At 47.8% G+C, this 23,239-nt stretch carries 20 protein-coding genes and 1 pseudogene; 10 read left to right on the forward strand and 11 right to left on the reverse strand.

All coding sequences use genetic code 11. The features are described 5' to 3' along the window. Positions 1-66 precede the first annotated feature (66 nt). From MMIC_RS00805 to MMIC_RS00820, 4 genes are all read left to right on the forward strand, one after another. The gene (locus MMIC_RS00805; protein ID WP_072658419.1) at positions 67-1,002 is read left to right on the forward strand and encodes a dihydroorotate dehydrogenase; all 936 of its coding nucleotides are present in this window, start codon (positions 67-69) and stop codon (positions 1,000-1,002) included. Next, on the forward strand, positions 989-1,744 hold the full coding sequence (locus tag MMIC_RS00810) for a thermonuclease family protein (RefSeq protein WP_227819280.1): 756 nt from the start codon (positions 989-991) through the stop codon (positions 1,742-1,744). Before MMIC_RS00805 ends, MMIC_RS00810 begins: the two co-directional genes overlap by 14 nt. A 20-nt stretch (positions 1,745-1,764) precedes the next feature. Continuing rightward, entirely contained in the window at positions 1,765-3,222 is a 1,458-nt protein-coding gene (locus MMIC_RS00815; protein ID WP_227819281.1) for a M48 family metalloprotease, read from the forward strand. A 134-nt stretch (positions 3,223-3,356) separates the two neighbouring features. Next, on the forward strand, positions 3,357-5,309 hold the full coding sequence (locus MMIC_RS00820) for a PAS domain-containing hybrid sensor histidine kinase/response regulator (RefSeq protein ID WP_083530366.1): 1,953 nt from the start codon (positions 3,357-3,359) through the stop codon (positions 5,307-5,309). Here MMIC_RS00820 and MMIC_RS00825 read toward each other — a convergent pair. The 4 genes and pseudogenes from MMIC_RS00825 to MMIC_RS00840 form a co-directional block, all read right to left on the reverse strand. Continuing rightward, on the reverse strand, positions 5,306-5,938 hold the full coding sequence (locus tag MMIC_RS00825; protein ID WP_072658422.1) for an alpha/beta hydrolase: 633 nt from the start codon (positions 5,936-5,938) through the stop codon (positions 5,306-5,308). The genes MMIC_RS00820 and MMIC_RS00825 overlap by 4 nt on opposite strands. Beyond that, positions 5,935-6,278, reverse strand: a pseudogene (locus tag MMIC_RS12960) (ArsC family reductase). The gene MMIC_RS00825 and the pseudogene MMIC_RS12960 overlap by 4 nt, the downstream one beginning before the upstream one ends. A gap of 80 nt (positions 6,279-6,358) precedes the next feature. Then, positions 6,359-6,955 carry a PAS domain S-box protein gene (locus MMIC_RS00835; RefSeq protein ID WP_072658423.1) on the reverse strand — a complete coding sequence of 199 codons (597 nt, stop codon included), beginning with the start codon at positions 6,953-6,955 and terminating at the stop codon, positions 6,359-6,361. A gap of 60 nt (positions 6,956-7,015) precedes the next feature. After that, the gene (locus MMIC_RS00840; RefSeq protein WP_072658424.1) at positions 7,016-7,855 is read right to left on the reverse strand and encodes a RibD family protein; all 840 of its coding nucleotides are present in this window, start codon (positions 7,853-7,855) and stop codon (positions 7,016-7,018) included. A gap of 102 nt (positions 7,856-7,957) precedes the next feature. On the opposite strand from MMIC_RS00840, the gene ung reads away from it, so the two are divergent. Continuing rightward, positions 7,958-8,689 (forward strand): uracil-DNA glycosylase, encoded by a 732-nt coding sequence (ung, locus tag MMIC_RS00845; RefSeq protein WP_227819283.1) that lies wholly within the window; start codon positions 7,958-7,960, stop codon positions 8,687-8,689. Positions 8,690-8,722: 33 nt separating this feature from the next. Next, positions 8,723-9,478 carry a DUF4197 domain-containing protein gene (locus MMIC_RS00850; protein WP_072658425.1) on the forward strand — a complete coding sequence of 252 codons (756 nt, stop codon included), beginning with the start codon at positions 8,723-8,725 and terminating at the stop codon, positions 9,476-9,478. Positions 9,479-9,486: 8 nt separating this feature from the next. Here MMIC_RS00850 and MMIC_RS00855 read toward each other — a convergent pair whose 3' ends face one another. The 4 genes from MMIC_RS00855 to MMIC_RS00870 form a co-directional block, all read right to left on the reverse strand. Then, positions 9,487-11,469 (reverse strand): PAS domain-containing hybrid sensor histidine kinase/response regulator, encoded by a 1,983-nt coding sequence (locus MMIC_RS00855; protein ID WP_171966424.1) that lies wholly within the window; start codon positions 11,467-11,469, stop codon positions 9,487-9,489. Between the two features lie 23 nt (positions 11,470-11,492). Beyond that, positions 11,493-12,014: a hypothetical protein gene (locus MMIC_RS12655; protein WP_072658427.1), complete on the reverse strand. Its 522-nt coding sequence runs from the start codon at positions 12,012-12,014 to the stop codon at positions 11,493-11,495. A 100-nt stretch (positions 12,015-12,114) separates the two neighbouring features. Then, positions 12,115-12,717, reverse strand: coding sequence for a transglycosylase SLT domain-containing protein (locus MMIC_RS00865; protein WP_072658428.1), 603 nt, complete (start codon positions 12,715-12,717; stop codon positions 12,115-12,117). Position 12,718: 1 nt separating this feature from the next. Further along, positions 12,719-16,516, reverse strand: coding sequence for a DUF3683 domain-containing protein (locus tag MMIC_RS00870; protein WP_072658429.1), 3,798 nt, complete (start codon positions 16,514-16,516; stop codon positions 12,719-12,721). Positions 16,517-16,695: 179 nt separating this feature from the next. Here MMIC_RS00870 and MMIC_RS00875 point away from each other — a divergent pair, with 179 nt between their 5' ends. Beyond that, positions 16,696-16,902, forward strand: coding sequence for a hypothetical protein (locus MMIC_RS00875; RefSeq protein ID WP_072658430.1), 207 nt, complete (start codon positions 16,696-16,698; stop codon positions 16,900-16,902). Positions 16,903-16,928: 26 nt separating this feature from the next. Here the strand turns inward: MMIC_RS00875 and ppk2 are convergent, their stop codons facing one another. The 3 genes from ppk2 to rpsT form a co-directional block, all read right to left on the reverse strand. Continuing rightward, positions 16,929-17,717 carry a polyphosphate kinase 2 gene (gene ppk2, locus MMIC_RS00880; RefSeq protein ID WP_072658431.1) on the reverse strand — a complete coding sequence of 263 codons (789 nt, stop codon included), beginning with the start codon at positions 17,715-17,717 and terminating at the stop codon, positions 16,929-16,931. A 74-nt stretch (positions 17,718-17,791) separates the two neighbouring features. Next, complete coding sequence (locus tag MMIC_RS00885; RefSeq protein WP_072658432.1) at positions 17,792-18,424, reverse strand: NAD(P)-dependent oxidoreductase; 633 nt, start codon at positions 18,422-18,424, stop codon at positions 17,792-17,794. A gap of 100 nt (positions 18,425-18,524) precedes the next feature. Beyond that, on the reverse strand, positions 18,525-18,788 hold the full coding sequence (rpsT, locus tag MMIC_RS00890) for a 30S ribosomal protein S20 (RefSeq protein WP_072658433.1): 264 nt from the start codon (positions 18,786-18,788) through the stop codon (positions 18,525-18,527). Between the two features lie 181 nt (positions 18,789-18,969). Between rpsT and MMIC_RS00895 the strand changes: the two genes are divergently transcribed. From MMIC_RS00895 to MMIC_RS12430, 3 genes are all read left to right on the forward strand, one after another. After that, positions 18,970-19,419 carry a CBS domain-containing protein gene (locus MMIC_RS00895; RefSeq protein ID WP_072658434.1) on the forward strand — a complete coding sequence of 150 codons (450 nt, stop codon included), beginning with the start codon at positions 18,970-18,972 and terminating at the stop codon, positions 19,417-19,419. Positions 19,420-19,488: 69 nt separating this feature from the next. Further along, positions 19,489-20,985 (forward strand): bifunctional aminoglycoside phosphotransferase/ATP-binding protein, encoded by a 1,497-nt coding sequence (locus tag MMIC_RS00900; RefSeq protein ID WP_072658435.1) that lies wholly within the window; start codon positions 19,489-19,491, stop codon positions 20,983-20,985. 115 nt (positions 20,986-21,100) lie between these two features. Beyond that, a complete protein-coding gene (locus tag MMIC_RS12430) occupies positions 21,101-23,239 on the forward strand; it encodes a bacteriohemerythrin (RefSeq protein ID WP_083530368.1) in 2,139 nt (712 codons plus the stop codon).

Below are 23,239 nucleotides of genomic sequence, written 5' to 3' on the forward strand. Positions count from 1 at the left end.
ACAAGGCTGAACCATGTCCGGAAAATCAGAGTAGGCTGTAAGACATCATGGCGTTATGATTGCCAGATGACCCAATTACCTGATCTTTCCGTTTCATTTGCCGGCTTAACACTCCAAACGCCTCTGGTTTTACTCTCGGGCTGTGTAGGCTTTGGTGAAGAATACACTCGCGTTGAGGGCTGGGATAATCGTGATATTGGTGCGGTCATCCTCAAGGGCACTACACTTGAACCACGCATGGGTAATGCACCGCATCGCGTATATGAAACGCCTTCGGGTATGCTCAATGCTATTGGCCTGCAGAATCCCGGTGCGCGTTATGTCGTGGATCATATTTTACCTGAACTTCCGACGGGTGAGACCCAATTCTGGGCCAATGCCAATGGCACTTCCCCGGAAGAATATGGAGAAGTGGCCCGCATCTTTGATGACTCTCCGGTTACAGCCATCGAGATCAATATCTCCTGCCCTAATGTTAAGGAAGGCGGCGTACATTTTGGTAATGATCCATGCATGGCAGCCCGTGTCGTGGAAGCAATGCGTCCACACACCAGCAAACCCCTGATCACCAAATTATCACCTAACAGCGCCGATATTGCAGCAACAGCACGTATGGTTATTGAAGCCGGCACAGATGGCCTGTCCGTCATCAACACACTGGTCGGCATGGCTGTGGATATAGAAAACAGAACACCTGTAATCGATAACATCTCAGGTGGCCTTTCAGGCCCCTGCATCAAACCGGTAGCTTTGTGGAAAATCCATCAAACACGTGCCGTGGCTGCCAAACATCATATCCCTATTCTTGGCCAGGGTGGCATCACCTGTGCAAAAGATGCCATCGAATTTGCCATTGTCGGATCAGATGCCATCGGTATCGGCACCGGTCTGTTTTATGACCCGCTCATGTGCGGCAAACTGCTGGGTGATATGTCTGATTATCTGGAGCGCAAGAAGCTGAACTCCTATTCCGACCTCGTAGGAACACTTGCTACGAAGTAGCCATAAACCTCAGTTGGTCGGCCTGCTGCTTTGCCTGTGTCTCTTCGGCAACACAGCACACGCAGGCACACTCTCTATTGTCGGGCACTCGCGCTGGGTAACAGTGGCGAGCGTATTCGATGGTGATACTTTCCGAACGATTGCCGGTGAAAAAGTACGTCTGCTGGGCATCAACACGCCTGAAATTGCACATGACAGGCAAGCGGCACAGGTCTTTGGTGACAAGGCCAAAGAGAGGCTGATCACGCTGATTGCGGGAAAAACAGTGCAGCTGCAATTCGATAACATCAAAAAAGATAAATACGGCCGCACGCTTGCGCATGTGTATCTGAGAAATGGTGCCTGGGTCAATCAACAACTGGTCAGTGAAGGCCTGGCGCATGTATACACCTTCATGCCCAATCACAAAGGCACCAAACAGCTGCTACAAAGCGAGCGTTTGGCCAGAAACAATATGGCTGGAATCTGGAAAAGCGAAGCATTCCGCATACTGGATGTCCGCTCTCTAAGTGCTCGTCATATCGGTCAATACCATTTGATCAGGGGCTATGTAAAATCCGCACAACGCTGGCGGTTTAATATTGGCAAACTGTCCGTCAGCGTGCCTCGAAAACACCGCCAATGGTTCACTCCGGCTGATCTTCCGGAAACCGGAAAGAAGGTGATCGTCAGAGGAAGAATACGTATGTCGGTAAGCGGGCAACTCTATCTCGCCTTGCACTCACCTTTTGATATGGAATAATTATTGCTAGAGGTATGAATATGAAGATATCCCGACTCACTACCCTGCTACTTATCATCCCCCTGCTGATGTCATGTGCCAAAAACCCTGCAACCGGTAATCAGGATTTTGTCATGATGACCGAAGAAGAAGAGCTGCAGATCGGCAAGCAGATTTTTATTGAAATGCGGAAGAACCTGGTTCTGCTACCTAAAGATGATCCTTTGGCCATCTACGTTGATCGCGTCGGTCAGAAAGTTGCTGCCACTGCTGACCGTAAAGACCTGTTTTTCCGATTCTATGTCGTGGATGATGATACGATTAATGCTTTCGCCCTGCCCGGTGGTTATATCTGTATTCATCGGGGTCTGGTCAACCATATGAACAATGAAGCGGAACTGGCTGCTGTGCTTGGGCATGAAGTCGGCCATGTCACGGCTCGTCATTCAGTACAACAGATCTCCAAAGCACGAGCTTATCAAAATGCCATGATGATCACCTCCATCTTTGTCCCTATTCCGCAAGTTGCAGGCATGCTTGGCAATGTCATGGCCACGGCAATCCTGAAGGGTTATGGACGTGATGCTGAAATGCAGTCGGATGAATTATCCATCCGTTACCTGACTCAGGCGGGTTACGACCCCAGAGCAACCATTGGCATATTAAAAACCTTGCATCGACTCGGGGAAATTGACACCAAAGAAAAAACCGATGCCGGTGAAAAAGTTGAACCATATCATGGTGCTTTCGCATCACATCCTGAAACATCCAAACGTGTGGATGCAGCCATTGCCAAAGCTTCCGGAATCAAAGGTCGCGGAGGCCTCATCAACCGTGAAGCCATGCTTGCAGCAATCGATGGTTATGCTTACGGCGACAGTGCAGAACAGGGCGCTGTAGTTGGCAGACGTTTCCTGCATCCTCAGCTGGGAGTTCAACTGGAGTTTCCCAAGGATTGGGTCATCACCAATTCAGCACAGGCAGTCACTGCACGCATCAGGAAACAGAAAGTGTACTTTATGTTCACCATGGAAGATCTGCAAAAGCGCCAGAGTGCCGAAGAGATCATCAGAAAAATGTTCACCGACAGACATATTCTGAAGGTTGAAACAGGCGTACAACAAGGCATGCCCTATGCACATGCAAAAATTCGCGAATCTGCACCCAATGTCAGCCTGGCTATGATTGATTCACATGTGTTTCTGGATGGCAGAAAAGCTTATAAGCTTACCATGTGGAGTGAGCGCGACAAGTTCGATCAATATGAGAATCAGTTCGCTCGGATTGCTAAAAGTTTCGGCAAATATAATAAAGAACGCGATGGCGATATTCCGCGCATTCAGGTGTATAAATGGAAAGCCGGAGATTCATGGCAGCTGCTGGCCAATCGCAACAATAATATCCTGGGCAGATTCACTGCCGATAAAATTGCCGCACTCAATGGCATGGAGCTGAGTGAAACTCCGCCTGCAGGAAAGTTGATAAAAACAGTAAAATAACTATCCGGCCCGGAACTTGCTCGTAACCAGCGACAGGTAATCAATGCTGTAGTAATATGAGGGGATGATGACACAATATATGAAATATCACGCCAATATTAGTGTTATATCTTTCTGCTCCTGCCGGAGAAACAATGATGCATCATAATGCCAATGATTTCCCCCTGCTTGACCATGTTTCAAGCGGTGTTCTGGCCATTGATCTGGCTGGTAATATAGTATTATGGAACAAAACGCTTGAGCAGTGGTATGGGGAGAACCGGGAAAGTATGCTTGGCAAAAGCATCTACGACTGTTTTCCACTCCTGAAACAGGAAGAAATCAGAACCCGCATCAACAGCATTTTTCAAGATCAAGATGGTTCAACGCTGACATTCGGACCCGACCAACTTCTTTTTCCGTGCACCTTGTCCGATGGCAAAACAAGAGCCCAGCAAGTTACCGTCTCACTGCTAACTGACCATGCTCTGGCACTATTCAGCATTGAGGATCAAAGCAATCAATATGAACTCGTAAAAAACTACAAGCAAGTGGCCAAAGATCTGCAAACAGAGCTTGAACAAAAAGCCGCTCTTGAAAGCCGCAATGCCAGATTGATCAGCGCTATTGATCAGGCTGGTGAGGCGGTCGTGATTATCAACCACAGCGGCGACATTGAATATGTAAACAAAGCCTTTTATCAGCAGACAGGCTGGAACAAGGATGAAATCGACTCCATCAGTTTTTATAACGGTTTGTTTGCTGATCGTTATGAAAGTTTCAAAACACATATTGATGGGGTATTCACAGCTGGAGAAACCTGGCAAGGCAGGCAGGAGATCACCTGTAAAGATGGCAGCAGCTTTACAGCTTCCATCAGCATCGCCCCCATTACCGATCAGCATGGTAATGTCACACATTCGGTTATCATTCAGGAAGATATCAGCCAGCAGGTTATCGTTGATGAAAAGCTTCGCCACTCGCAAAAACAGGAGGCTTTGATAACACTGGTCGGCGGAATCGCTCACGATTTCAATAACCTTCTCGCAGGACTCGTTGGACAGGCTTATCTCGCTGCCCGTGAAGTCAAAGCCATGCCGAAAACGGCAGAGCGACTGAAAAAAATTCAGATGATATCCCAGGAAGCATCTGAAATTGTTAAACAGTTGCTCACCTTTGCACGTCAGGGTGAACATGAATCAAAAGAGTTCCCGCTCGATGCATTTATCAAGGAATTTTCCAAACTGGCCCAGCATACCGTGCCTGAGTCCATCAAGTGGTCCTTTGACTTCAATCAAGCCAACTATGCCTTTCGAGGTGATGCCAATCAGCTTCAACAATCACTACTGAATATTGTACAAAACGCAGTGGAAGCATGCTCGGATACCGCTGAAGCCCAAATTTCTCTGATACTAAAACCGCTGCAAGACGATGAGGATACCTTCAGGTTTATCAAAAAATACCCGGTGCTACGCTACGGTAATTTCGCCCATATTCTCATTAAAGATAACGGCTGTGGCATTATGGCAGAAAACCTCAGTAAGGTATTCGACCCGTTCTATAGCACCAAACAACTGGGTAGCGGTCTTGGCCTCGCTATCGTTATGGGCTGCGTACGCCATCACCATGGTATCATTGATGTAAACAGCAAACAGGATGAAGGTACATCCGTACATCTCTTTTTGCCCATGAAAGCTGTTAAACCTGAGCAAGACTTCTCTCACCCACAGGGACTGACCAGTGCAAAAATTCTTTTGGTTGATGACGACACGAGAGTACTTGAGCCAACAAAAGAGCTATTGGAAAGCATGGGGCACGATGTAGAGCTGGCCTGTGATGGTCAGGATGCATGTGAGAAATTTGAATCTAATCCGGATAGTTGGGATATTGTTATCACCGATATGGTTATGCCGCGTATGAATGGCCTGGATTCCGCAATACGCATGCGTTCATCACGCCCTGATATACCGATTATATTTGCCACCGGTTATGATCAGTCACTGGTCATTGAAAACACGCGAAAAATGAAGAACTCGGTTCTCATAGGAAAACCATTCAATCCGGATGAACTCGATCAAATCATCCTGAAAATGATCAAAAAAAGTTAGCTCAGTTCAGCGCGAACATCTGTCAGCAAAAAATCAGCCATTTGATTCATATGCTGCGGAAAAAAATGCCCTGCTCCTTCAATCGGATGAAAGTGGATATTTGACTTACCCTTGACGCTGCCTTCTACCCTCTCAAATGGAACTATCTCATCAGAGGTTCCTGAAATGACCGTAACCGGCCTGTTTTCACCGACCATAAAAGAAAATGACCACAGATTGACGGCAGGAGCCACAGCAAACATATGTGCTACACGATCATCTGTTCTTGCCGCCTGTAAACCTGCGTAACAACCAAATGAGAAGCCAGCCAGCCATAGTCTTGATTCAGGATGCATCTCCTCCATCCAGTCCAGCGCCGCACGGGCATCATCGGCTTCACCCCGCCCCTCATCCCACTCACCTTCAGACTGTTCAACTCCGCGAAAATTAAAGCGCAATACAGAGCAACCGGCATCTTCAAAGGCTCGTGCCATCCAGTAGACCACCTTATTTCGCATCGTACCGCCATAAACCGGATGAGGGTGGCACACAACGACTGCAGGGCGATCAGGTCGGCCGGGATGATAAAGCGATTGCAGCACACCTGCAGGTCCCTGAATAAATATCTTTTTATGCTGATAATCGCTCAACTGAACAGCTCGGCATAACGCTGAGCTGAAAACCCCACCTCAATGTGGCCATCAAAGATCAGGACCGGGCGTTTGATCATCGAAGGATTATCGCACATCAGCGCAACTGCCTTCTCCAGATCGATGTCCCCTTTCTGATCACTGCCAAGTTTAGCCAGGTCAAACCACGTCGATTTAACAGCACTTCCCAGCCAAACTGTTCGCACCAGGTTCGCAATAAGGCAGCATCAATGCCCTCTTTTTTATAGTTATGAAAGTCATAAGAAACACCATGTGTTTCAAGCCATAGTTTGGCTTTTTTGATCGTATCACAGTTAGGGATACCGAACATTATTATCATTGTTTCATCCTTGATTAGTCTATCTCAAAAGCTGAAAAACACCCTTTCAGGCAATCAATCCGGCTCTTTTGCAGAGCAATTTAATGATCCTGTTCACGGATAAAGGCAAAGAATTCCAGCGCTCCTTCAGACTTTAGCGGCGTCACCACCATTTCAACCGAAAATTCAAAACCATCACGATGAAGAGCCTGCGTATGCATTGGTTTATACAACCACGGACCTATTTTATTCTGTTGATAGTGGCTCATGCCCTTGATGTGCGCCTCGCGCAAACGCTCCGGGATAATCATGGTAATCTGTTTACCAATAATTTTATGGCGAGGCCAGCCGAACAATACCTCCGCACTCCGGTTCCACTCGTTGATGCACCCCTGACTATCCATACTCACATAAGCGTCATAACTGCAATCGATCACTTCATGCAGACGCTCACTTTTTTTTCGTATCTGCTCCTGCATAATCTTCTGTTGGTTTACTGCATGTTGGGCATAATAACCAAAGCCAATCACTGCTATAGAGATAAGCACGCGCATCCATATTTCATCGGCATCGGGGCTGAAGAGATTATTGATAAATGTATCATTGCCAAAAATAAAGGAGTGCAATAGAGCTTCGATGATCCAGAACAGGATCGCCACCAGAATCCCCAATTTTAGCAAGCCTACCCTCTGTAGCATGTCGCCCCCTCCTGAAGAAAAGCACCATCCATGGTGCAACAAGGTTAATATGACGTTCTGTTATTCCCGTTGCAACGCATATTGTGCAAAAAGCTGATGATTTGACGCACTCTGATCGAGATACAAACTCAACAATGACAGTTTTGCAGGTTGATCAAGCACATCCGATAATACGGTATGGAAACGATCTCCCCCCAGCAAGCTAAGATGCGTCGTTAAAAAAAGGCGATCAAGCACCTGAGCAGAAATCAGTGTTCGGTGTACTTCCGGACCAGCAATCATATAAGCACTTCGATACGAAGCATCGATTAGCCATTGTTTCAATGCACTGCCACTGACCGCATCCGTTTCAAACACATGTACCGAAATATCCGCCTGTTTGAGCCGCTGCAGTTTTTCTGCAGAAGCGCCACAGCCGGTCAGCACTGAAACTGTGCGGCCTTGTAACTTATCCAATGCTGAGAGTGGGATATCAAGACTATTGGAAATCACTACGACATCCGGCTGTGCTTTGAGCCCTTGTTGTTTACGCCAGCTGAGAAGGTCCGCATATGCCGGTTCCATGCCCACCGGCAACAGATCCTGTGCCTGGCCTTTGGCAAGCTGACGAAAATAACGCGCTGAAGTGATCATCACATCGGCTTGCGCCGCCAGTTCCTGATATAGCCGCCAGTCACGTTTATTGGCAATCGATGCAGGCACCGCAAATTCACCGGACTGTTCATGAAACAACGAGATACGCCCGTCCACACTGCTAATATAATTGGCATAAATCAGCACATCGCCAGCTACCGCTTGTCGATGCAGATCCAGCATCTGGTATACGCCATATAAACTCTGAGACTCATGTGGCATCGGATATAAGCGCAGCAGACTATGATCTTCCTGAAAACTACTCATACGATGTCACTCTTCATATTCCGCCATAAGAATAAAGCAGAAGTTCCCTGCACCATCACATTCAGGCTCTCATTATCTTACAAAACAGTTATGCTTTTGCATGTGAAAAGTACACCACACATATCAGCGTCCTGGGATCGATATCTGGCCGGAGAATTTGAGCTGCCCTATATGCAGGAACTTTTTGCATTTCTCCAATCTCAGGAGAGTGCCCGGATTTATCCAGCCAGAGAAAACTGGTTTGCCGCATTTGAACAAACACCGTTCGACGATGTGAGGGTGGTCATCCTCGGGCAGGACCCTTACCACGGACCGGGCCAGGCACATGGACTCAGTTTTTCAGTTCCCTTTGGTGAGAAAGTCCCGCCATCGCTGCGTAATATTTATAAAGAGTTAAATAGTGACCTTGGCATGGGAACACCCGAGCACGGCTGCCTGACATCGTGGGCCAAACAGGGCGTACTGCTACTAAATGCCACACTGACAGTGGAAGAGAAAACACCCGGCTCACATCAGAATCGCGGCTGGGAGCAGTTTACAGATGCTGCCATTGAGGCGCTTAACACTCACAGGCAAAACCTCGTATTCATGTTGTGGGGCAAATATGCCCAGGATAAAGGGGCTGGCATTGATACCTCCCGTCATCTGGTGCTCGAAGCCCGGCATCCTTCTCCCTTTTCCGCCTATCGTGGATTCTTCGGCTGCCAGCACTTCTCCAAAACCAATGCATATCTGGAAGCACACCAGCAACAAGCCATTGATTGGCGATTACCGGATGCTCTGCCAAACCCGAAAGCGCAGATCGGATTCGATTTTTCAACACCATCCCCATAGAGTGGCAACAGAACATCCTATGGAGGTGGTCGCATGTCCAAACCAGTATGGAGAACATCTGTCATAGCCGTCGCACTACTCATCACACCGGGCATCGCGTTTGCCGGATGGATGGATCAGCTTGGCGGCATACTTGGAGAAACAGGCCGAAGCAGTCAGCCTGCAGCAAACACCTCAACCACAGCCCTGAGTAATTCGGATATGGTGGCCGGTCTGAAAGATGCATTGCGTGTCGGCTCGGAACGGGTCGTTGGTCAGTTAAGCAAAACGGACGGCTTCAATAAAGATCCGAAAATTCATATTCCACTACCGCAAAACCTGCAAAGAGTGAAATCCGCACTCGCTGCGGTTGGCATGGGATATATGATGGATGATCTGGAGTTAAAACTGAACCGTGCAGCAGAAACTGCCACACCCAAAGCCAAACGCATTTTCGGCGATGCCATCAAGGCCATGACCATCAACGATGCAAAGAACATACTCAGAGGCCCTGATGATGCCGCCACCCGATATTTCAAGGGCAAGATGAGCAAACCACTGTCTGATGAGATGAAACCGGTTGTGCAGCAGGCTTTAAGCCAGGCCGGTGCAGTTCAATCATACGATGCAGTCATGGGACAATATCAGTCATTGCCATTTGTACCGGACGTTAAAGCCAACCTGACCCAGCACGTACTCGATCTGGGTTTAAAGGGTGTTTTTCACTATATGGCAGCTGAAGAAGCAGCCATTCGCAAAAATCCGGCCCGGCGCACCACTGAAATTCTGCAAAAGGTGTTCACGAACTAGGGATTGGTTCAATCAGCCTGTTTCTCCAACATATTCCGAACTGCCTGACTCAGCTTTGAAATGTCGACCGGTTTATTCAATACCACACACTGCTTCGGTGTTGCAGTGGCAGGCAATACTTGTTCACGGTCATAACCAGTCATCAGAATAACAGGTAATGTTTTGTCCTGATGGCGCAACCATGCAAGCAACTCCATCCCCCCGACTTTTGGCATCACCAGATCAACCAGAGCCAGATTAATGTCAGAGGCATGCTGCTCATACACCTGCTGCGCATGCATCCCATCTTCTGCAGTAAAAACATGGTATCCGAGATCCTCTAGCACCTCGGAATTAACTTCACGGACCAGTTCTTCATCATCTACTAGCAATATCCCTTCTCCGGCACCTCTCTCCAACGCCGAAACTTCACTCTGTATCCCCGTTATATTCAGATCCTGCTCCAAGGGTAAAAAGAGCGATATTGTTGTTCCACAACCCAGCTTGCTATCAATTTCAACCGCACCTTTATGCGTTTTAATCGCACCATGCACCATGGCCAGCCCCAGACCGGAGCCTTTACCCTGCTCCTTGGTTGTAAAAAACGGTTCAAATACTTTATCCAGAATATGATCCGCAATACCGCAGCCGTTATCCTTCACGTACATCACAGCGAGGTGCTTCGCATCCACGTCCGCATGCACCTGTCTGAAACGAATACCCGGTCTGTATGTTTTAAATCCAACGATGATTTCCGGTTCGCTTACTGCCTCAAGAGCATGAGAAGCATTGGTAATCAGGTTAAGTAATACTTGTTGCAGCTGAGTAACATCACCAACGACTATTATATCATCGCCCCCCAGTTCCAACTTCATATCAATGCTTTCAGGAATAGACGGCCGAGCCAGCTTGAACAGCTCCTTCATAAATGGTGCCAGCGGCAGTGGCGCCATCTCCACTTTCCCTTTGCGGGCAAAGGTCAGCAGCTGAGCAATCATATCTGCCGCCCTCTGGCTGACTGTTTCGATCCGATTCAATCGGTCCATCATTTTCGGGTCGTCTCCGGCAACTCTCCTGGCCAAATGGAGGTTCCCGAGTAGCGCTGCCAGCATATTATTGAAGTCATGCGCAATGCCGCCAACCAGAGTACCGATAGATTCCATCTTCTGTGACTGCTGGAATCTCGCTTCCAAAGCTTCGTACTCCGATATATCCATCTGCATGGCAACAAAATGAGTAATCTCACCTGAATCATCCATTATTGGAGCAACTGTCATCATGCTATTGTAAGTGGAATTATCCTTGCGACGATCCACCATTGAGCCCTGCCATACCTTTCCGCTGGTTATGGTGCTCCAGAATAACTGATAAAATGCTTCATCCTGTTCACCGCTTTTCAACATAGATGGCATCTCTCCAATGGCTTCATCAACAGAATAACCAGTCATCCTGGAAAATGCCGGGTTTACATATTCAATCACACCATGCTGGTCAGTGATCACAATCGACTCACCGGCAAATTCGATTGCTCGCGATAACTTGCGCAACTCATTCTCAACATGTTTTCGTTCGGTAATATCCTGATCCACGCCGCGGTATCCGAGCAGTTCTTCATCTTCTCCCAGGACCGGGACAGCATTGGTTAACATGCATACTTCTTTACCTGCCTTGCCTTTACACCAGTTCTCCAGATCGATAACCGGGGCACGTTTATCGACAATTTCCTGAAACATTGCAGCAACTCTGACAGCTTCCTGCTCATTCATGAGATCAAATGGTGTTTTCCCCAGCACCTCATCAGGTTCATAACCAAGCAATTCCTTCACCTTGCCCGATACGAACGTGTAATGACCACTGGCATCAACTTCCCACACCCAGTCAGCCATGCTCATGGAGATATCGCGGAATCGCTTCTCACTGTGCAGCAGTTCTTTTTCATGTAAATTACTATCAATACGCAAGCGAATATTCTGTATATTGCTATCGTGGCTCTTACGAGCGACCGATATCATGATGATCATATACAATGATACCATTATGCACATAGACCAGCCGATATCTGTGTCCTGCAGCGCAAACTGAATAGCCAACGGATCAGTGGCAAAAGCAGATATGCCAAAACTGGCCGCCATAAAGAAGACAGCGTAACGCCCGCTCCTGCCGTCATCCCGGCAAGCACAAAGGATATAAGAGCCTGATGCGAAATAGATTCAACCGGAAAAAGAAATATTGGTGCTGCCGCCCATGCAATAGCACCCAGATATGTGCCAATACTAAAACTGTTCAACCACGGTTTAATTGCATCGGGAGCAGGTGAAGCCCTCCTGAATCGCAAAATATCGATAAAACGAAATACTGATATTGTCTGAACAATCAGCCACCATATGAGTAGCGTGGATTGATCAATAACCGGTCTGAGCAGAAATACCAGAATGGAACTAATAATCAGATTCGCAAGTAATGAAGAATTTAGATTATTTTGTGAGAGTTGAAGCTGCTCAACTCTGAGCAGCCTAGATAAAGTGTCGTCCTGTCCATGTGCGCCATTTTCATTCATACGGGCACCCTCTATTCGTATCTATCCATGATACTAAATAGATTTATAAACTTTCATTTAAAACTTTGCAAGTACAGGCTATAAAATTAATCGGCCAAAATCACCAGAACCAGCCACCATCATCGAGGTCATCCTTGCAGCGTTTGAGTTGAGCGCTATAGGTGGCGGCTTTGCGTTTTACTTTTTTGGCGACTTTAATCAGCCACGGTTTCCTGTTATAGGTTTTACGCTTCCAGCCACCATGACCTTCGTGATAGGCAAGATACTGGTTGTAAGCATCCCACTTGGAGATACCGAGTGTTTTGTGTGAATATGTGCCATACCAGCCGATGAAATCCGTAGCATCTTCAAAGTCATCCCGATCAGCGCCCCAGTTGCCGGATCTATCGATATACCAGTCCCAGGTTGCATCCTTCACCTGTGCATAACCATAAGCGTCCGATTTTCGGCCGAATGGAATCACGCCAAGCAGGTAATCTCTGGGTGCCTTGGCCTCAGCACGGAAACGCGACTCCTGCCACATGATCGCCAGTTGCACATGCACCGGCACACCCCACTTCTCATAAGAGTCATTGGCATATTCATACCAGTCATCTTTCTCTTTAAAAATTTTACAGGCGTCATCGACATTTCTCGGAGGTCCACTGGCACAGGCAGCCAATGAAAACAAACAGGCGATCAGCAGCAACCTGGTTACTGACATCTTACATCAGCACCCGTTCGATACCGCCACTTTTCACTTTCTGAACAAACTGCTTCTGCCAATCCTCACCATGCAGATGTTTAACCAGTTCGATAACAATATATTCTGCTTCGACTCCGCTCTCCCCTTCCAGTCGAGACAGTCCCTGCAAGCATGATGGGCATGAGGTGAGAATCTTCTGTTCGGCAACGCCCGGCAGCTTCGCCTTGGCAATCTGCATCTGTTCTTCCTTGCGCATGCGAATCTTGCCTGCAATCGCGGGTTGCGCGACAGCCAGTGTACCCGCCTCACCACAGCAATCTTCCGATTTCACAGCATCCTGACCCAGCAGCGATTCGATGGCGGCTTTGCTGCCATGCCGTTTAAGGGGAGAGTGACACGGTACGTGATACATATATTCAGCGCCGCTCACTGCCTCTGTTTTCATACCCTGCTCCATGAGATACTCATGAATATCAATCAACGGTGCATTCGGAAATACCTGACCGAGTTCATACCTGGTCAGCTGATCATAACAGGTGCCACAGGATACAATGACCGCCTCAAAATCGAGATAGGAGAGTGCATTCCTGATGCGGTGAAACAGTACTCTGTTATCATAGGTGATCTGATCGCCCTTCTCATGATCGCCACTTGCTGTTGATGGATAACCGCAGCAGAGATAAGACGGCGGCAACACCACATTCACACCCAAGTCATACAACATGGCCTGTGTCGCCAGACCCACTTGTGAAAACAGACGCTCCGAACCACAACCGGGGAAATAAAATACTGCCCTGCCATTGGCTTTTTTAGGATCACGAAGTACAGGAATCATATTCTTGTCACTGGATTCAATACCCAGCTTCTGACGTGCTGTTCCAGCTTTCAGTGCAGGCAGCGGACGTTCAATAAAGTTAATAAGTTGTGCCTGCACACCTTCAAGATTACGACTGGCTGCAGGCTCTTTCTTCACCAGGCCTGACAGCTTACCAAGTCGATTGAGCATTCTATGACCGGCATAACCCCAGCGAATCACAGCCTCCCGCATCATACGGACAGCGTTTGGATTCTGCAGTGTCAGGAACATCAATGATAACTTTGAGCCAAGGTTATACTTGGCCTGCCCTTTATCCTTGAGCAGTGCGCGCATTTTTTCAGTCACATCACCGAAGTCGATATTTACAGGACACGGCGATTCACACTTATGACAGATCGTACAGTGATCGGCGATATCATGCATGCCCTCAAACTGTTCAAATGAGATGCCTGATCCTGTCTGCGACTCATACAGAAAGGCTTCGATCATGGCGCCGGATGCCTGAATCTTGTTACGCGGGCTATACAGCATATTGGCTCGCGGGAAGTGTGTATTACAGACCGGTTTGCACTTGCCACAACGCAGACACGGTGAAATCGATTCAGAGAGATCCGTCAGGTCGGCTGCTTCTAGAATCATCGATTCCATTTCCAGCAAATTAAAACTCGGTGTATAACTTAAACGCAGATCAGTATCCGGCATCAACTTACCACGGTTAAACAGATGCCCAGGATCAACACGTTTCAGGTATTCTGCTGTCTCCTGCAGAACCGTTTTATCCATGTATTCCAGCTTGGTAATACCTATACCATGTTCACCGGAAATCACACCGCCGAGCTCTACCGCTTTGGCCATCACCTTTTCAACCACGCGATGTGCCTTTTTCATCATCGCATAATCGTTGGAATTGACCGGAATATTGGTATGTACATTGCCGTCACCGGCATGCATATGCGTGGCCACGACGATGCGGCCTGAAAGCGCCTTGGTATGTGCTTTTTTCACCCCTTCGATGAGTGAGTCATGCCCGCGCAACATATCACACAACGGCCTCTCCACCTCATCACGGTAGGAGATACGCAAAGCTGATCTCTGGATCACTCTGAACAGGGCTTCAGAGCGTTTGTATTTGATATCTTCAAGCAGATGGGCCACTTCTTTAGCAGGTTCATCCATGCCTTTGAGCAGACGACACCAGTTTTCACGCGTGGTCGCAATTAACCGGATACACTGATCCAGCTTTTCAGTCAGATAAGGGTCATCATCCAGATTGAGATCACTGGTTTCCAAACGGTTGCCGGAAATACGCTTGCGCGCATCATCGAGATAGGCAGAAATCGCCTCAATCGCATCCTTTTTATTGAGGATCGAATTCTCGATATTCAGATGTTCAACGTAATCGTTGTATTCCGACAGTCGATCCAGCGGAATCACCACATCCTCATTCATTTTAAAGGCGCGGGTATGTTTGGCGATAGCGGCCATGCGACCACGGTCACCCCAGAAACGTTTACGATCCGCCTCCGATGTTGCAACAAAACCTTCGCCATTGCCGTTGGATGTAATACGGCAGATATCTGCACAGGCTTTGGCTACAGCATGTTCATCATCACCTGAAACATCGATCAGCAGCACGACTCGTGGCGACTCACGCCGAGGTGATTTGGAGATATATTCGATGGCTTTGACATACTTCTCATCAAAGTGCTCCAGCCCTTCTAGGTGCGCGCCTTCAAAATCATCCACATGATGTTTGATCTTCACCATGGCTTTCGTCGCATCAGAAAGTTCCTGACCGAAAAATTCACAGCATACAGTACGCGTCACATCAAATGAGCGATGCAGAACAAATGTGGCTTCGACAATAAAACCGTCTGTCCCCTCTTTCTGTACCCCGGGAAGTCCACCCATGGCTTTACGCGTAACATCCTTACCCAGCCCTTGTTTACGGAACACCGAGCCTTTGATCTCCAGCATCTCTTCGGAGATCAGCTTGCCGGATTCAGCATCGGTCGTCGTCAAACGGAAACTGACCTGGTGCTCATCATGCACCTTGCCCATGTTATGATTCATGCGCTCCACCAACAGCCAGTTGCCATCGGGTGTCACCATTTTCCAGCTAAGCAGATTGTCGACACAGGTTCCCCAGATGACCGCATGTTTACCACCGGCATTGGACGCGACATTACCGCCAATCGTACAGGCCCAGAGGCTGGTCGGGTCAGTTGCAAACACATGCGGCCGGCTTGCTTCCATCACCTTGCCGGTCACAGCACCTGCACCAGCGGTAATCGTGGCTACTTCACCTTTGCTACCCACATCCTGCGCAAGAATCGGACCTATCTGATCCAGTTTCTCAACATTGATCAATACAGCATTATTGGACAGTGGAACCGAACCGCCGCACAAACCGGTTCCGCCACCGCGCGGAATCACAACCAGTTCCAGCTCAGCAGTAGCACGAATCAGGCCCGGCAGCTCATCTGCCGAATCAGGTATTAACACGCAGAATGGGGCATGATGGCGCCAGTCAGTGGCATCGGTTGCATGATGCGTCAAGGTATAGGCATCAAAATGGATATTGTTGGGGTGCGTATGTTTTGCAAATGCCTTGCGTGCCTTTTTACGACGAATCGGTTCGTTATCAAACCAGGCATAAAAATCTTCCAGCATGCGACTTGTGCAGGCTGCGACTTTCTGTGCGCGAGGATTATCTGATGCCCCTTTTGTAATACGTGCCAGACGGTCGTAATGGCGCTGATGCATTTTCTGGCGACGCTTTTGATTATTCAGCAGATCATTGCGCAGGAAGGGATTGCGTTCCACCACCCAAAGATCACCAAGAATTTCAAACAGCATACGAGCAGAACGGCCTGTCCTGCGCTGGGTACGCAAGACATTCAAATCATCCCAGGCATCCTCGCTTAAAAAGCGAATGACAATTTCACGATCTGAATAGGATGTATAGTTGTAGGGTATTTCGCGGATATTTTCGGACAAAAAGTTCTCCAACTCCTGGATAGACTGTTAGCGCACGCAGCATAGTAAACAGAATAGATGAATAAAACCTTAATTGTCACATATTTTCAATCACAGCAGCTATAATTGAATGCCAATCAGGTTGTAGGCTCCGCGAACAGGCCTTAAGATGCCGCCATCAACTGAATGGAGCTGCTGTTATGGAAAAGAAAGGTACACAGGTCATGGATATTGTTATTTTCGGATTTTGCCTGTTTGGCATTCTGATATTACGTGAATATCGGGCAGAAGTCTCAGCTACTGTTCAGTGGTGGATTCCCGCCATGCCACTTGCGCTCGTTGGCCTGTTTTTCGGCTTCCGCGGTGCCAACGCAAGCAGAATCAACGCCGGTAAAACTGAGAAGTAGATACCGGCGCTGAAGCTCTCAACGGCTTAGAATTTTTTCGGCACAAAATTCTGGGTAGTGATCGCGGGTCGCTCATAGCTGCCTTGCTGTTTACGCGGCGGCAAATCCATAGGTGCGGGCATGATATCCTCATAAGGAACTGAACTGAGGATATGACTTAAACAGTTCAAACGCGCTGCTTTTTTCACATCTGCATCAACCACGGACCACGGAGCCTCGGGAATATCCGTGTAGAAAAACATTTCATCTTTCGCTTTCGAGTATTCAACCCAGCGATCTCTGGACTCAAGGTCCATTGGACTCAACTTCCAGTGTTTCGTCGCATCCGTTGCGCGTTTCTGGAAACGTCTTTCCTGCTCCTCATCACTGACTGAGAACCAGTATTTCAGCAATATGATACCTGAGCGTACGATCATACGTTCAAATTCAGGACAGGAACGCAGGAACTCTCTATATTCAGAATCACTGCAAAAACCCATTACCCGCTCGACGCCTGCTCGGTTGTACCAACTGCGGTCAAAGACCGCGATCTCGCCTGCTGCAGGAAAATGCTGCACATAGCGTTGGAAATACCACTGTGTTTTTTCCCGGTCTGAGGGAGCAGGCAAGGCTACTACATTACAACCACGTGGATTCAGCGGCTCCATCAAGCGCTTGATCGTGCCGCCCTTGCCTGCCGCATCGCGGCCTTCAAACACTATCATCACGCGCAGGCCCTTTTTCTTGATCCAGTACTGCCATTTCACCAGCTCAACATAGATATCCGCCAGCGCTTTTTCATAATCACTTTTTGAAATTTTAGTCGGTTTAGTCATCACGGCCCTCCACAGAGCATGATACCATCTCACCCACGAATACCAAGCCTCATCTGGCTCATACAAAATGTAACTTAGTAACTCAGCAACGGTGTTTGATGGACATAATCTGCATGCTCAAGTTCGTTTAACATAAAGTGAGCGACATCGGCTCGGGATATTTTATCAGCCTTTATGCCGGTCAGATCAGTCAACACCCGGTAGTCAGCTGTCAAACCTGTTCGCGTCAGCAGTGCAGGGCGTACGATAGTCCAGTCAATATCACTGGAGCGAATCAACTCCTCCTGGCGATTTTTATCATCATAGACATGTTTTAGCAGCACAGCCCGGGTCACCTTATCGTAGAAAAAGCCGCCATGCCCCTCGCTATCCCCTGCCCCGATACCGGTCACGGCCAACAGACGTTTAACGCCGGCTTTTTGCATACCCTTGAGAACATTTGCAGTGCCGTCAGAAAAAAGTTTCACCGGTTTGCTCGATGGCACCATACCAACCGTGATACAGACTGCATCCTGGCCGACACAGGCACCCTCAACAATCTTGCGCGTAAGAATATCACCCTGCCTTATTTTCAGATGTTTATGAGGATGGGCGTCGAACACGGACTTGTCACGCATCATCGCCGTAACATGGTGACCGGCATCAATGGCTTGCTTGACCAGTTCCAATCCAATGCCCTGCGACGCGCCGATAACCAAGATTTTCATACCAACTCACCTCCGGAATCGGCCAGGATGCTACAGAACAGACAAAAAAAAGCCCGCCAAACCAAATGGTCAGACGGGCTTTTCATATTAAAGAACTAAATCAGGCGATTGCTTTTACTTTCGCATTCAGACGCGATACACGACGAGAAGCCTGACGTGCATGAATCTGGTTTTTACGGCCAGCGCGATCAAGCAGGGAAGTAGCCTGACGCAGTGCAACTGTTGCAGTCTCTTTGTCACCAGCTTCTACAGCGACCAGAACTTTTTTGATTACACTACGCATTGCAGACTTCTGCCCGCGATTCTGTATGCGTTTTTTCTGATCCTGACGAGATCGTTTCAGTGCTGATACATGATTTGCCACGTTTCTTTGCTCCTTACAGCCTTCGCTGCACCTATATTGAGGCGCGGAAACATACCGTCTCATATTCGGCTGTCAACAAATTCATGCGAAATAAAGCATATGCACAATCATCAAATTCCGTGATATGCTGCGCCTTTGAAATGATCAACTGATCCGGTCATTTCGTTTATCGGGAGGAATCATGAAAGTTTCTGAAGTAATGTCACGTGGTAGTCTCACTTGCAAAGCAGGCGACACACTGCATGACGCCACACAAAAAATGGTTATGCGTCGCTGTGGCTCATTGCCGGTAGTTGCAGATGATGATGAAAACAAACTGTTAGGCATCATCACCATTCGCGACACCATGCTGCCGCTATATCCTAATTTTGGTGAATATATTCACGATGCTAAAACTGCGCGTGATTTCGAAGACATGGAAGAAAACTACAAGCGTGTCATGTGTATGAAGGTAAAAGAGGTCATGACCCCTGACCCAATGACTGTTGAATCGGAAACTCCAATTTTAAAAGCAGCATCCTTCATGGGCCTGAAAAACCTGCGTCGTATTCCTGTTGTAGATGACGGCAAGCTAAGCGGCATGGTCAGCATCGGTGATATCAACCGGGGCATGTTCATCCAGCACGGCTAATGCTGCTACTGCTTTATTATTCATACAGGCTCCGGTTTTCCGGAGCCTGTTTTGTTTAAGGCCTGAGGCATGTCCGAATTACCTGAACATGTGCGTTGTTTTTATTCTGCAGATTTTTATCCGCATCCGGTTAAGCAAATCGAACTCATCCAGACCCATATTTCATGGGTATTTCTCACCGGCAACTTCGCCTATAAAATCAAAAAACCGGTCGACTTTGGTTTCCTCGATTTCACCACAATTGAGCAACGCAAATATTATTGTGAACGTGAACTGCAACTGAACCGCAGGCTCTCTCCCGAGATTTATCTGGATATATTGCCAATAAACAGGGCTAAACAGACCTACAGACTGCATGGCGACGGTATGCCGATCGACTACTGCCTTAAAATGAAACAGTTCGATCAGTCCAATCTGTTTGACCAACAACTTGCCAGCGGAACGTTCGATCCGGCATGGCTGGATCAACTGGCTTGTAAAATCGCTCAATTCCACAGACAGGAAAAGACAGTCAGTGAGCAAACGATTAATCACCTCAGCTTGTTGAACGAACATATCCGGACCAATCTCAGTGTAGCTCGCGAATATACAGGGCGGGTTATCACTCAGGATATGTCACAGCAGTTATCCAACTACGCAGAACAGGCAGGGCTGCAGCTAGCATCACAGCTTATGGAAAGACAGGAGTCGGGTTTTGTGCGCCATTGTCATGGTGACCTGCATCTAAGAAACATCACGCTTATCGATCATCAGCCTTATCTGTTCGACTGTATCGAATTCAATGATGAATTCAGCATCATCGATGTCATGAATGATGTTGCTTTTCTGGTCATGGATCTGGATGCCCACAAGCGCCCGGATCTGGCGATGCGATTGCTCTCACGCTATCTCGAACAATCAGCTGATTATGCAGGTCTTATTCTGCTGCGCTATTACCTCTACTACCGGGCCTGTGTGCGCGGCAAGGTAGCCTGCCTGCTTGCAGGAGAACTTGAGCTGAGTGAGCAGGAGTCCCAATTCAAAGAAGCCAGAGCATATTTCACCCTTGCAGCCTCATATACAGCGTCAGTGCGCCCCAGACTGTTTGCTGTCGGTGGTCTATCAGGCAGTGGCAAAAGTCACCTGGCGCTGCTCGGTTGCGGCGTGGAACAGGCCATCATTATTCGCAGTGATGCCACACGCAAACGCATTGCTGCAGACCACCCTGAACTGGAACTGTATGGACGTGAAATGCATATCAACACACATAAAACCATGTTCGATGCCGCCCGAATATCACTGCATGCCGGCTTTTCAGTCATTCTCGATGCCACATTCCTGCACCCGGACTCACGCAAGGGTGTAGCTGCACTCGCAGCTGCGTGTAAAGCTCCCCTGCACTTCTACTGGCTGGATATCGATGAGTCTGTTTTAAGAGAGCGCATCGACAAACGCCAGAAAGCCGCCAATGATATTTCCGATGCAGACCTGAAAGTGCTGGAGCTTCAATTGGCCGAATATAAGAAACCCACTGAAGCCTGGGTTCATTTCCTCCATTCAAGCCATTCGTGGCCGTGTATTACCTGAACATATCCCTAGACAACTAAAGCCAAGCCTGCAGCGTTTACTGCCAATAATGGCAAACATCTTGCTTCATTTATCAGAATAACTAAATGCTAATTAGCCACAACCGAGGGACTTCATGCCAGATAACACTATTGAATTTTTTGAAGTTTTCCCGTGGAACGAAAATTTTGCAACCGGCATTGCGGAAATTGATGAACAACATAAACAGCTGGTGCACCTGCTGAACAAGCTGGCAGCCCACCTGGCGCACAGATCCGATCCCGTTGCACTGAATAAAGTATTTGGAGAACTGGCGGCATATGCTGATCATCACTTCAAAACCGAGGAAGGCATCTGGGATCCATATTTCAAGGATGACCCCTGGTGTAGCAGTCACCACAAGACGCATGAATCTTTTATGGTCAATGTCGGAAAATTAAAAGAAGAAGAAAACACCAAACCTCTGGATGAGGTGATAGAAGATATTCTCAAGTTTCTCACCCACTGGCTGGCTTATCATATTCTCGATAGTGATAAACGCATGGCCAAAGCAGTTCTGGCGATCGATTCAGGCCTGTCGCTGGAACAAGCCAAAGTGCATGCTGACCATGAAATGAGCGGCTCCATGAAGCTGTTGATTGATACCGTTCTGGCTATGTACGACAGCCTTTCCTCTCGCACCCTCGATCTGATGAAGGAAAAGGCAGAACGCAAGCGGATAGAACAAGCTCTGCGAGAAAGTGAAAAACAGGAGAAAAGTTTTTCCGATGCCGTTATGAACATTGTGCCGGGCATGCTCTATCTGATAGATGAGGATCTGCGGCTGATCAGGTGGAACAAGAAACTCAATGAACTGACCGGTTACAGCAATGAAGAACTGGTTGACAAACGCGCACTCGATTTTTTCCATCCAGACAGCCACCAAGCCATCACTGAGGCCATCACAACCGTCTTTACAGAGGGTAGCGCAGAAATTGAGGAGCAGTTGTACACCAGAAACGGAGCTCGGACACCTTGCCTGTTTACCGCTGTATTGCTGGAAGTAAATGGGAAAAAGCACATTTCCGGCATCGGTATAGAGATTTCTGACCGCAAGCGGGCAGAAGAGGCCTTATTGAAAAGTCAGGAACAGTTTTATCAGGCGCAGAAAATGGAGGCCGTCGGTACACTGGTTGGCGGCATTGCCCACGACTTCAACAATATGCTGGCTGGTATCACCGGAAACCTCTATTTAGCAAAAAAACGTACGCGGGAAATGCCTGATGTCGTACAGAAACTTTCCGATGTTGAAGAGCTGTCATTCCGGGCTTCTGACATGATTCAGCAGCTGCTCACCTTTGCCCGCAAAGGTGAGGTATCCATGAAACCTATGCCGCTGAACCCCTTCATTAAGGAAACACTGAAATTCCTCAGAACCTCCATTCCGGAAAATATCGAAATACGTCAGGATATATCCGGTGATTCAATGCAAATCATTGGCAATGTCACCCAGCTTCACCAGGTACTGATGAACCTGATCAACAATGCCCGTGATGCAGTCAAAGATACTTCTAATCCATTCATCGGCATCAAACTTGAAAAGTTCCAGGCTGATAATGCATTTGTTGCAGAAAAGAATTATTTCAATCCCGGTGCTTATGCACATCTAAGTATTGAGGATAATGGTTGTGGTATTGCTGAGCACGATCATCAACATCTGTTTGAGCCCTTCTTTTCAACCAAAGAACAAGGTGAAGGAACAGGTCTCGGGCTAGCCATGGTTTTCGGAGCAGTAAAAACACATCAGGGATTCATCGAAGCGGACAGCACTGAAGGCAATGGCTCCACTTTTCATGTCTATATTCCCATCCAGCAAGAGCACCGGCAAGTTTCACCTGAACCTTCTACTGCCAGAGTTACAGAAGGCAATGGAGAAACGATTCTGATTGTTGATGATGAAGAGATCGTTCGCAGAAGTAACAGCGAAATCCTGGAAAGCATCAATTACAACGTTCGTGTCGCCTCAAATGGATTGGAGGCCGTCGAAATAATTGCTAACAATCCGAATGAAATCACTCTGATACTCATTGATATCGTCATGCCGAAACTAGGTGGCAAAGAAGCCATTGAACAAATCCGGAAAATCCAGCCCGATATAAAAGTGATCTTCTCTACCGGATACGATAAAGATAAAGCACTCAGGCATGAAGCTCTTCCCGCCGGGACGGCACTGCTCTCCAAACCACACACAATCCAGAAACTCAGCGAGACAATTAAAAGCCTGCTGGAGTCATAG

Source organism: Mariprofundus micogutta, from assembly GCF_001895085.1.
GTDB classification, from domain to species: domain Bacteria; phylum Pseudomonadota; class Zetaproteobacteria; order Mariprofundales; family Mariprofundaceae; genus Mariprofundus; species Mariprofundus micogutta.